This is a genomic window from Pseudomonas sp. EggHat1, assembly GCF_014892995.1.
Lineage (GTDB): Bacteria > Pseudomonadota > Gammaproteobacteria > Pseudomonadales > Pseudomonadaceae > Aquipseudomonas > Aquipseudomonas chaetocerotis.
In genome coordinates this window covers 119,075-130,898 of sequence record NZ_JACKQK010000008.1, presented here as the reverse complement: position 1 = coordinate 130,898, position 11,824 = coordinate 119,075, and the positions used below count along the sequence as shown (strand labels likewise).

Below are 11,824 nucleotides of genomic sequence, written 5' to 3'. Positions count from 1 at the left end.
CCGCCACGATACTCCGAGTCCTCGTGCCGCGCCGCGGGTTGGCGCAAAAAAACTCAAGCACCATTCAAAGGCGTTCCAGCAATTACGACCCCAGACTTTCACAAACTTGCGCATTTTTTTCGTCGACACTGGTTTTGCATGTCGGCAGGCGTAGCATGGCCGCATTCGGGAGAAAATGATGGCGCAATTCGAACATCTGCAGGTATTCCAGAGCATGAGCCGCTCGCCCAATGCGCGGCTGCACGCCATGGCCGAACTGGGCAACGGCATAAGCGTGGCACGCTGGAGCAACGCCCATGATGCGCGTGACTACCTGGCCCCCAGCCACCACACGCTGTCGTGCTACCTCAGTGGCGGCACTGGCACCTTTCGCCGCGAGCAGCCCGGCAACAAGGGCGCCCCGGACAAACTGTGCATCCTGCCGGCCGAGCATCAGTCGGCCTGGATCATCAACGGTGAAATTCAGCTTGCCCATCTTTATATAGAGCAGGAGCAGTTCGCTCTTGGTGCGGTCGCCCTGCTCGATCGCGAACCGCGCAGCCTGCAACTGGAAGAAGCGACCTTTCTCGAGGACGCCGAACAGTCCGCTCGCTTTCGCCAGCTGTGCACCCTCGACTGGCAGGAGCCGGGCGAACGCCTGCTGGCCAGCAGCCTGGCGCACCAGTTGCTCGACCATGCACTGCTCAACCAGGTTGGCCTGCGCCAGAGTCTGCGCCTCAAGGGTGGCCTGGCACCGTTGCAACGCCGGCGTGTACGCGAGTTCATCGAGCAGCATCTGGAGACGCCGCTGCCGCTGAGCCAACTGGCGGCGCTTTGCGCCCTTTCGGAATACCACTTCGCGCGCATGTTCCAGAGCAGCTTCGGCCTGCCACCCCATCGCTACGTGCTGGCCCGGCGCCTGGCGCGTGCCTGCCAGATGCTACGTCAGCCAGCCCCTGCTCTGAGCGAAGTGGCGTTGGCCTGCGGCTTCGCCAGCGCCAGCCATTTCAGCAACCGTTTTCGCCAGGCACTGGGTGCCACACCGGGGCAGTACCGCGCGGCATTCCAGTAACTGCGCTGACGGGCCCCACCCGCCCTACTGTCGGCAATCTGCTGGCAACGCCTGCTAATCCCTGCGCGGCTATGCGAAAATCTGCGGCTTTGCATTGCCACGGCCCAGTCATGCGCCCACCACTGTTCCCCATGGGGCTTCGTTGATGCCTCTGGATATCCACCAGTTACGCCAGGAAGACTGGCGTTCCGAGTTCGGCGCAGGCGACCTGCGCCGCGGCATTGCCTACGCCGAAGAAAAGCGCAGCAAACTGCTCAGCCTCAAGGACCACAGCCTGCTTGCCAATTGCCGAGGCTCCGGTGGGCAGACCTATCAGCAGCGCATCACCCTGCACCCCTACGGGCGCAAGTGGAGCGTGACCGGCCACTGCAATTGCCCGGTCGGTTTCAACTGCAAGCACGTGGTCGCCGCCCTGCTCACACTGGAAGACCAGCAACGTGCCGGTAGCGATCTGTCGGACATCATCGTGGTGAACAAGGAACTGGCGGAAACGCGCCTCGAGGGCGTCGCCCCCTCCGCCGTCCTCAGCCTTGGCAGCCAGGTGCGCGTGCACTTCGACGCACGCAAGGGACGCATGCATGAACAAACCCAGCACCGCGCAGCGCTGGCTTTCGACTACGCCGGACACAAGGTTTTCGGCAAGCCGGCCAAGGATCTGGTCAAGCGCCTGGACGAGCAAACCAACCTGCGCCTGATCCGCGACAGCGGCGCCGAAGCCAGCCTGCGCAAACGCCTGGAAGGCCTCGGCCTGCAGGTCGCCCTGCGCCAGAGCGAGGCGCTGCCGAGTGATGCCGGCGAGCCGTTCGAGCTGGAGCGCGAGCGCGACTGGCTGGACTTCGTCCAGCAGCAACTGCCGCAACTGCGTGCCGAGGGCTGGCAGATCCACATGCGCCCGGACTTCCAGTACAACCTCGCCGAGGTCGACGACTGGTACGCCGAGGTCGAGGAAGATCCGCAGCAGAACTGGTTCGATCTGGAACTGGGCATCGAAGTCGAAGGCCAGCGCCTGAGCCTGCTGCCGATCCTGCTTCAGGCCATTCGCCGCACGCCCTGGCTGCTGGCGCCCGAGGCGCTGGCCCAGCGCGCCGACGAGGATCGCCTGCTGGTCAGCCTGCCGCAGGGTGGCAAACGCATCGCCCTGCCCTTCGCCCGCCTGAAACCGCTGCTGGCCACGCTCGGCGAGCTGTATTTCCGCGACCCGGGCGACGATCATCTGCCGCTGCGCCTGGGCCGCGCCGACGCCGCACGCCTGGCCGAATTGGCCCAGGGGCCCGAACTCAGCTGGCAAGGCGGCGATGAATTACGTGGTTTCGCCCAGCGCCTGCAGAACCTGGCGGTACGTGAAATTGCGCCACCCGAAGATTTGCAGGCCGAACTGCGCACCTATCAGGTGCAGGGCCTGAACTGGATGCAGACCCTGGCCGAACTGCGCGTCGGTGGTGTGCTGGCTGACGACATGGGCCTGGGCAAGACCCTGCAGACCCTGGCGCACATCCTGTGCGAGAAACAGGCCGGGCGCCTGAAGAATCCAGCACTGATCGTCATGCCCACCAGCCTGATTCCCAACTGGCAGGACGAGGCGGCGCGCTTCACCCCACAGTTGCGCGTACTGGCCCTGCATGGCAACAAGCGCAAGGCGCTGTTCGAGGAGATCGCCGAACACGATCTGATCCTCACCACCTACGCCCTGCTGCCACGCGACCTCAAGGCGCTGAACCAGCAGCGTTACCGTCTGCTGATCCTCGACGAAGCGCAGAACATCAAGAACCCGCGCAGCAAGGCGGCCACCGCAGCGGCTCAGGTGCAGGCCGACCTGCGCCTGTGCCTGACCGGCACGCCGCTGGAAAACCACCTGGGCGAACTCTGGTCACTATTCCACTTCCTCATGCCCGGCTGGCTCGGCGACGCCAAGGCCTTCACCCGTGACTACCGCACGCCCATCGAGAAACGTGGCGATGCCCAGCGCCTGAACCATCTGAATGGGCGCATCCGTCCCTTCCTGCTGCGCCGCACCAAGGAACAGGTAGCCAGCGAACTGCCGCCAAAGACCGAGATCACCCAATGGGTCGAGATGACCCAGCTGCAGCGCGACCGCTACGAGACCTTGCGCCTGGCCATGGACCAGAAGGTGCGCGACGAAATCGCGCGCCAGGGCCTGGCCCGCAGCCATATCGTCATCCTCGAAGCCCTGCTGCGCCTGCGCCAGAGCTGCTGCGACCTGCGCTTGCTCGGCGAGGCCGGCAGCGAACTGACGGCCGCCGACTCGGGCAAACTCAGCGCCCTGCTGGACATGCTCGTGGAGCTGGTCGACGAAGGCCGCCGCGTACTGCTGTTTTCCCAGTTCACCTCGATGCTGGCGCTGATCGAAGCAGAACTGCAGACACGCAAGATTGCCTACGCCAAATTGACCGGCAGCACCCAGGACCGACGCACGCCGGTACAACGCTTCCAGGCGGGGGAGTTTCCGGTTTTTCTGATCAGCCTCAAGGCTGGTGGCAGCGGCCTCAACCTGACCGCCGCCGACACCGTGATCCACTTCGATCCCTGGTGGAACCCGGCCGCCGAAGCCCAGGCCAGCGACCGCGCCTACCGCATCGGCCAGGACAAGCCGGTGTTCGTCTACAAGCTGATCGCCCGTGGCAGCGTCGAAGAGAAAATCCAGCAACTGCAGCAGGCCAAGGCCAACCTGGCCAAAGGCGTGCTAGACGGTGGCAGCCAGGGTCAGTGGCGACTGGATGAGGAAGATCTGGCGGCGCTATTCGCACCGCTCGACTGACGCCTCGTAGGGTGGATCACGCTTGATCGATCCACCATCACGCACGGGTGGATGAAAACAGCGTCGACTACGCGCCCCGATCCACCCTACGCCTCAGTCAGACGCATCGTCGCGCTCGGACTCGGCATCCTCGCGGTTGCGCGCCTTGCTGCGCGGATGTGGGCCAGCCACGGCCGGAAAGCGCGACGAAGCGTAGCGCACCACCAGAATCGCCAGGGCCAGCAACAGGATCGCCCCCGACACCATCACCACGCCCCAACTCGGCTTGTGCGTGTGGGAAATGTCGGAAATCAGCAAACGGGTCAGCGCAGTGATCGCCACGTAGATCATGAAGCGAATCGGCATGTGGTTGGTCTTGAAATAGATACCGACCATCGCCGCCAATTCCAGGTAGATGAACAGCAACAGAATGTCATCGACCGTGATGTGCCCCTTCTCGAGCATACCGATGAAGGTCATCACCCCCGCCCAGGCCGTGATCGCCCCGATGGCGAACAGCGCCAGGTAATGGAAGGCCTCCATCAGCAGATTACCCAAGGATTCCGCCAGGCCATGCATGCCCGTACGCAGACGTTCCGCCCAATTCATCGTTTCACTTCTCCCCAAACAAACATGACGCCCATGCATCCGACATGGATGCATGCCGACGAGCATGCAGGAAAAACACCAGCTTGAGGATGATGCGGCGATGTGACGGAAAGACACAGGCCGTTCAGACGACAGCGAGCACCGGCTGACGTGATTCAGGCCAGGCGAAGCGGTGCTTGCCCGCTTCCTTGGCGAGATACATGGCCGCATCGGCCGCAGCGATAAGCCGGCGGCGATCTTCGCCATGTTCGGCATAGCGTGCCAGCCCCACACTGACGCCGACCCGCACATCGGGAAATTGCTCCAGCAGCGGCACATCAAGCGCCTCGATCAGACGCTGAGCCAGGCGCTCGACAGCGCCAGCATCACCTGCCGCGATGACAGCGAACTCATCCCCGCCGAGTCGTGCCAGCACTTCTCCTTCACGCATCAAACCCTGCCAACGTGCAACCACCGCCTTGAGTATCGCGTCTCCGCCAGCATGGCCATACTGATCGTTAATCGGCTTGAAGCCATCGAGATCGAGATAAAGTAGCGCCACCTGACGCTCTCCCCGCCTGGCGAGCGCCAATGCCTGATCCAGCATTTCGTTGAAGGCTCGTCGATTCGGCACCTGGGTGAGACTGTCATGCTTCGACTCGAAGGCCAGGCGCTCGAGCAACTCGGCGCGCTCACTGAGGTCACGACGCAAATCGATAAACAGCAGCGAGAGCAACCCGAGCATCATCAACGCACCACCGCCGCCACCCCATAGAGCCAGATTCGAGCGCCATTCAAGATCCGCCTTCTGTTCTTCAAGGGACGCCGTGACGCCTCGTACGATATTGCCGATGCGTACACGCATTTCATCCATGTAGAGCTTACCGACGTCCTCGGCCAGAATACGCTGTGCAGCGTTCTGCCCCTGCTCCCTACGCACGACGATGGTCTGTGCCAGCTCGTTGCGCTTGAGCTGGCTGAGTCCGGCAATCGCATCAATATCAGGCTTGTAAGCCCTGAGCATTGGGGTTTCGACAAGTAGCAACAGTTGCTCATCCAGTTGCCCGATGGCTCGTTCGTAGGGCGCGAGGTACTGCTCGTTGCCTGTCAGCAAATAGCCGCGCTGACCGATCTCGGCGTCCTGCAGGATAGAAAGCAACGAAGACAGCCGGTAAAGGGATCGATACAGATCTTGTACATCACGACCACTGGAGAGGCTGGCCTGACTTCCCCAGATAGCCCCAATGAGTAGCATCAGGCTCAGGTAAAACAGTGCCACCAGCGCGAGCAACTTGCGCTTTACACGACCGACTGAGTTCAAGGTGAACACCTCATGATTGGGCACTGCAAAGGCGAAGCACATACGCCCGAAGTGACTATAGATGCCCACTAAACAGCTACACAAGCGCCGCCCCGGAAAACGTTTGATAAAGAATCCGATGCTGACTCAACATATACAATAATTGTACAAACGTACCTGATCCTGCCGTTGGCGATACCTACACCCAAACGCCGCCGCCCGATGAATGCAGGCGCAAATCGAGTCATCTAAGCTGCCCATCAAGCCCAATGCTGGCAAAAAAGAAGCGAGTCCTTTATTCTCGCCACCACTGTACAAACAACCAGTTAATTACTGACCGACACGCATGAAGGCAGATGAGGTGATGAATGGCCGTCGAAGTGGTGTACCGCAGCAGTCGCGATCCGGAGCGCTTGTTCATGGATAAGGCCGAAGCCGATCGTTACGACAAGATGCTGGAGCTGGCCGAGCGCCTGAGCGAGGTGCTGCACAAGGCCGTGCCGTCCTTGAGCGAGGAACAGGGCGAGGAACTGGGTATCTTCATGGCCAAGAATCGCGACGTGTTTGCCAAAGCGTTCAAGAGCCAGCCCGATGCCCTCGACGAACTCGAGGTCGACGCAACCGGCGAGTGACCGAATGCACAGGCCCCGTGTCCCCCACACAGGGCCTGCCCTTTAAGCGCCAGGCGTATCATCCGTTATTGATTGGATAGTGCGCTGCAGCCTGCTCCAGCCAGACCGGCAACTCCCGTCGCTTGATGCCCTCACGCTGCGCACGGGCCAGTTGCTCCAGCATGTATTGACGCTTGCGCTCATCGCCCTCGGCAAATGAAAGCGCCAGATCGCGGTCACTCCATTGGCGAATGCGGCGAAATAGCCACCAGTGAAAGTACAGGCCGGCAGCGGTGGTGACGACGATAATGAAATAGTCCATGGTGAATCCTCCTTCCACCACGCTAATCGAGCCCGTACGCAGCGCCAAGTGCGGCATTGCCGCAGGCGCCAACGCCGGCGCGACACCGCTATTCACGGTAATCGCAACGCGCGTGCGGTCTAAAATGGCCACGCGCGGGAAAATTCAAATGCCACCAAATAGATATCACCCACAATTACAATCGCTCCAATAATGACCAATAAATAACTTGACGATTATTAGCGTGAGTTTTAATTTTTCCAAAATCGGCCACACATAGAGTTCCATATAACGGAACAAGGAGTGGTATGAGCACATTGGAAAACGCTGCTGCAATATTGTCACTATTTGCGCAACGACAAACAAACTTCAGCCAGCCGGGCATTAGCTTCAGCGATGTAGTCGCACAACTGGAACTCCCTAAAAGTACCGCATCGCGTTTACTGAAAACCCTGGAAAGCCAGCACTGGCTGAAACGCGACCCGCATACTCGCCACTACCATATCGGCAGTCTGCTGCTGAAAGTGGCCGGCTTCTACCTATCGACACCGCTGGTCGAAAGTACCGCGATGGCCATGAGGCGACTTGATCACCTGAGCATTTGCACGGGGTATATCGCCGTACTGGAAGGGTGCGAAGGTCGGGTGATGCGTGCGCTGCCGGGCAAGCACTTCATGCATGTCGTGACGCCGGTTGGGGCCCTGTCGCCTGCTGCCGAAACCTCCGTAGGCCGCGCCCTGCTTGCGCGTGAGAGCGATGAACAGGTGCGCAGCCACTATGCAGAAGGCTACCGCGTGCAGTCGCCTGGCTCCCCACAAACACTCGATGCCTTGCTGAAGGAACTCGCGCGAATCCGCTCGCGCGGCTGGTCACTGGCACGCAATGAAATCTTGCCTGGCATCAGCTCGCTGGCGACGACAGTCTGCAACAAGCACCGCAGCGAAACGGTGGGACTGTGCCTGTCATACCCCTCGCTGAGCGAGGGTCAACCCTGCGCACCTGAAGTGCTCGCAGCCTTGATTGCTGTATCACGAACACTCGGTGAAACACTGGGCGACAGTTACTGGGAGCCCATCAGGCAACTGCCAGCATCAGCAATGTAAACACTTGCGCACAACGTACAGAAGTCCAACCCACCATTTAAATCTTCACCAGTAATTGCGCCACGCAAGTTCCTTATAGCGAAACTCATAAAAACAATTTGCAGCCCTTCGGAATAACAGCCGAATACGTCAGGGAACAGTTATGAAGCCTGCGCACCACAACCATTTATTGAGCGATATCGGCGTACTGTTCGTCATGGTGGTGCTGTCCGTGGTCGGCACAATCATCGGCATACAGTTGATCACTACATTGGGGGTAACGCCGATGACCTCGATCATCGGTGCGTTGGTGGCGATGCTGCTGGCTCGCCTGCCCTGGCAGGCGTTTCGACGCTTTCGGGTACTGGAGACGCAGAACCTGGCGCAAACGGTCATTTCCTCGGCCACCTTCGGTGCAGCCAACAGCCTGCTGGCGCCCATTGCCCTGCCCTACGTGATGGGCCTGCCGCATTTGATCATGCCGATGTTCTGCGGCGTGGCCGTCGCGATGCTGCTCGATGCCTACCTGCTGTATCGGCTCTTCGATACCAAGATCTTTCCTGCCACCGGCACCTGGCCACCCGGTATCGCCGCTGCCGAAGCCATCAAGGCCGGTGATCGCGGCGGCATGCAGGCACGCCTGCTGCTTATTGGCGTGGCCCTTGGCGTTTTCGGCTCCATCCTGAAAATACCGATGGCGGCCTTCGGTACCGCCTTCATCGGCAATATCTGGGCACTGACGATGTTCGGTGCGGGGCTGCTGATACAGGCCTACAGCCTGCCGCTGGCCGGAGTCGACCTTAACGCTCATTACATTCCGCATGGCGTGATGGTAGGAGCTGGTCTGGTAGCGCTGGTTCAGGTGGTGCTGATCATCTGCCGAAAAACCTCAGGCGCAACCGCGACACACGGCCAGCCTGATAGTGACGTGCGCGTGGCGCTGGGTCTGGGTGCACTGGGTTACATCCTGATTGCCGCGCTGCTCGCACTGGCGACAGGTCTGTACACTGAGATGTCGCTGATCATGCTCACGGCATTTGTGCTGTACACGGCCTTTGCCGCATTCGCACACGAACTGATCGTGGGCATTGCCGCCATGCACTCGGGCTGGTTTCCGGCCTTCGCGGTGGCACTCATCACACTGATCATCGGCATTCTGCTCGGTTTTCCCCCTCTGGCCCTGTGCGTACTCACCGGCTTTACCGCCGCCACCGGACCGGCGTTCGCCGATATGGGCTTCGATCTGAAAACGGGTTTCATTTTGCGCGGATACGGCGAGGACATGCCGCAGGAACTGCTGGGACGACGCACCCAGTTGATCGCCGCCATGCTGGCCTTCGTCATCGCCATCATCGTGGTCTATCTGTCTCATGCCAGCTATTTCCAGCAGGCGCTGATTCCACCGGTTGCGCGGGTATTCGCCAAAACCATCGAGGCAGGCTTGCAGCCAGGCATTGCCATCGCCCTACTAACCTGGGCCATTCCTGGCGCCATCGTGCAGTTCTTCGGTGGCCCGAAACGCCAGCTCGGCGTGTTGCTCGCCACCGGCTTGCTGATCAACAGCGCCGCAGCTGGTTGGGCGGTTCTCCTGGGCATCGCCCTGCGCCTGTTGATACTGCGCCGTTGGGGCGAGAAGGGTCAGGACCAGATGGATATCGTCGCGGCCGGCTTCATTGCAGGCGACGCGCTGTACAGCTTCTTCAGTTCGATGCTCTCCAGCGCACGCAAGTGACGCCAGCTCGGCGCTGGCTGGGCTTTACGAAAAACCTGTCATTACACTCGCGAGGAATAAGCCATGAGTTTGCGACAGACGCTGCAGATCTTCGAGCTGCTCGACGATGCCTTCATCAGTGGTCAGCAAGTGATCGAACTGTTCGAGCATTATCCACGGGTCAGAGCAAGAACCTGGCAAGTAGATGGCGCGCGGGGCACGACGGATTTCGTGCGCATCGACGTGATCGGTAGCAACGGCAAGGAAGCCGGCGGCCAAGCACCGACACTGGGCATTATCGGCCGCCTGGGCGGCATTGGCGCACGCCCGACCCGACTGGGCCTGGTTTCCGACGCCGACGGCGCCATCGCGGCGCTGGCCAGCGCGCTGAAATTGACCGAAATGCAGGGTAAAGGCGATGTACTGGCAGGCGATGTGACCATCATCACGCATATCTGTCCCGACGCGCCGACCCTGCAACGCACGCCTGTGGACTTCATGGACGCGCCCATCGACGATGTGACGATGGGCGATAACGAAGCCGTTGCTCAGGCTGACGCGATTTTGTCGATCGATGCCACCAAGGGCAATCGAATCCTTAATCACAAGGGGTATGCGCTCTCACCAACCGTGAAGCAGGGCTACATCCTGCGCGTCGCCGAGGACCTGCTGCGCATCATGGAGGTCACCAGTGGGCGGGCGCCGGTAACCTTTCCGGTCACCACTCAGGACATCACGCCTTACGGCAACGGCGTGTACCACCTCAATAGCATCCTGCAACCCTCGACGGTCACCGCCGTGCCCGTAGTGGGTGTCGCCCTGTGCAGCGAGTCGCTGGTGCCCGGCTGTGCCACAGGCGCCAGCCATGAGGTGGATATTGCTCTGGCGGTGAAATTCGTCGTGGAAGTGGCCAAGGAATTCGGGCACGGCACCTGCCGCTTTCACGACGAGGATGAGTACCAGCGCCTGCTGGCGCTGTATGGCAGTCTGGCTAATCTGCAAAAAAGAGCCTGAAGCCTGAAGCCTGAAGCCTGAGCCGCTGAGCCTGGTCATTCACTGCTAGGTGTACCTGGCGCAGCTCACCTGCTCGCCCCCCGCCGCACAGGCAAATGCCCCGCAAGCCGCGCCAGGTGCGGCATTGCCGCAGGCCATGGAGGACATCCGATGATCCGTTGCAAGCGGGGTCTATCTCGATGCTCACGCCGGCGGCGGCCAGCAGATATTGGTTGAGCGGCCATGGCCAAGGAAGCTGTCAACGATTGACCAGGCTGGCGTGGCAGGCTAGCCTTCGGGCTTGTGCAACATAGTAGAACCTGCTTGCATGACCATCTCCGCGCATTGCCTACACGATTTCGCCAGCGCCGCCTGCCGCGCTGCTGCCGATGGCTGCGCGCCACCACCAGCCTGTCACGCCGGCACTCCACCACCGCCGGCCTCCGTCCAAGCGGGCTAACCCCGCCCTTCCTCGCTCCGTTTCATCGGCCTTGCCGAGACGTGTCTTTGCGCGCGTGCGGAGCTCATGCGGATTTTCGACAGGTGTTCCATCATGTGTTTCGATTCAACCTCTCTGCGCACCTATGGCGCGACCGCTCTGTTCGTATTGCTCTGGTCCGGTGGTGCGATCTTCGCTCGCCTGGGCCTGGACCATGCCTCACCCTTTGCCTTTCTGGTCCTGCGTTTTGCTCTCGCCTTTGCAGCGCTGGTGCTGATCGCATGTTTTTCCGGGGTCCGGCTACCCGAACCTGACTTGCGCTGGCCAACCGCCAAGGCCGGCCTGCTGATGATCGGCGGCTACAGCATCTGCTACATGCTGGCGCTGGCCAAAGGCGTCACCCCCGGTGTACTGGCGACGGTACTCGGCGTACAACCCATCCTGACCCTCCTGCTGCTTGAGCGGCGCGCATCGCTGCTGCGTATGCTCGGTTTGCTGCTGGCCATGGCCGGACTGGTGATAATCGTCGCGGACGGCTTACTGGGCAGCGCGATATCACTGTCCGGCGTGGCGCTGGCTCTTGGTGCCTTGTTCAGCATCACCTGCGGCACCATCGTCCAGAAGAACCTGCGACAGACGCCCATGCGTGCCCTGCCGCTGCAGTATGGCCTCTGTCTGTGGGTCAGCCTGATAGTGTTGCCCAGTCAGGAGTGGCAAGTGCGATTTGAAGTCGGCTTGATCGTGCCGCTGCTGTGGATGGGACTGGTGATTTCGGTGGGCGCACAGCTGCTGTTGTATCGGCTGATCCAGACCGGCAATCTGGTCAATGTCACCAGCCTGTTCTATCTGGTGCCGGTGACTACGGCTGTCCTTGATTACGTGCTGCTGGGGAACCGCCTTTCGGCCAGCGCTCTGGTCGGGATGGTCGCGATCCTACTCGGTCTGGCCTTGGTCTTTCGCTTCGCCCCTCGTCTGGAAAGGCTCGGATAGCAG

10 protein-coding genes are annotated in these 11,824 nt (G+C 61.0%); 7 read left to right on the top strand and 3 right to left on the bottom strand.

The genetic code is table 11. The annotated features are described in order from the left end of the window. Window positions 1–178: 178 nt before the first annotated feature. Entirely contained in the window at window positions 179–1,051 is an 873-nt protein-coding gene (locus INS93_RS14630) for a helix-turn-helix domain-containing protein (protein WP_192983228.1), read from the top strand. A 145-nt stretch (window positions 1,052–1,196) separates the two neighbouring features. Further along, on the top strand, window positions 1,197–3,827 hold the full coding sequence (locus INS93_RS14625; protein WP_192983226.1) for a DEAD/DEAH box helicase: 2,631 nt from the start codon (window positions 1,197–1,199) through the stop codon (window positions 3,825–3,827). A gap of 93 nt (window positions 3,828–3,920) precedes the next feature. Here INS93_RS14625 and INS93_RS14620 read toward each other — a convergent pair whose 3' ends face one another. Further along, window positions 3,921–4,415, bottom strand: a complete 495-nt coding sequence (locus INS93_RS14620; RefSeq protein WP_072425777.1) for a phosphate-starvation-inducible protein PsiE — start codon at window positions 4,413–4,415, stop codon at window positions 3,921–3,923. 124 nt (window positions 4,416–4,539) lie between these two features. Beyond that, a complete protein-coding gene (locus INS93_RS14615) occupies window positions 4,540–5,685 on the bottom strand; it encodes a sensor domain-containing diguanylate cyclase (RefSeq protein WP_192983224.1) in 1,146 nt (381 codons plus the stop codon). Window positions 5,686–6,062: 377 nt separating this feature from the next. Between INS93_RS14615 and INS93_RS14610 the strand changes: the two genes are divergently transcribed. Further along, window positions 6,063–6,326 (top strand): YebG family protein, encoded by a 264-nt coding sequence (locus INS93_RS14610; RefSeq protein ID WP_192983216.1) that lies wholly within the window; start codon window positions 6,063–6,065, stop codon window positions 6,324–6,326. Window positions 6,327–6,384: 58 nt separating this feature from the next. Here the strand turns inward: INS93_RS14610 and INS93_RS14605 are convergent, their stop codons facing one another. Next, window positions 6,385–6,627 (bottom strand): hypothetical protein, encoded by a 243-nt coding sequence (locus INS93_RS14605; protein WP_192983214.1) that lies wholly within the window; start codon window positions 6,625–6,627, stop codon window positions 6,385–6,387. A gap of 287 nt (window positions 6,628–6,914) precedes the next feature. Here INS93_RS14605 and INS93_RS14600 point away from each other — a divergent pair, with 287 nt between their 5' ends. The 4 genes from INS93_RS14600 (at window position 6,915) to INS93_RS14585 (ending at window position 11,821) form a co-directional block, all read left to right on the top strand. Further along, complete coding sequence (locus INS93_RS14600; protein WP_192983212.1) at window positions 6,915–7,709, top strand: IclR family transcriptional regulator; 795 nt, start codon at window positions 6,915–6,917, stop codon at window positions 7,707–7,709. A gap of 142 nt (window positions 7,710–7,851) precedes the next feature. Continuing rightward, a complete protein-coding gene (locus tag INS93_RS14595; RefSeq protein WP_226945535.1) occupies window positions 7,852–9,420 on the top strand; it encodes an OPT/YSL family transporter in 1,569 nt (522 codons plus the stop codon). A gap of 63 nt (window positions 9,421–9,483) precedes the next feature. Beyond that, a complete protein-coding gene (locus INS93_RS14590; protein ID WP_192983210.1) occupies window positions 9,484–10,413 on the top strand; it encodes a DUF1177 domain-containing protein in 930 nt (309 codons plus the stop codon). 532 nt (window positions 10,414–10,945) lie between these two features. Next, window positions 10,946–11,821, top strand: coding sequence for a DMT family transporter (locus tag INS93_RS14585; protein ID WP_192983208.1), 876 nt, complete (start codon window positions 10,946–10,948; stop codon window positions 11,819–11,821). Window positions 11,822–11,824: the final 3 nt, after the last annotated feature.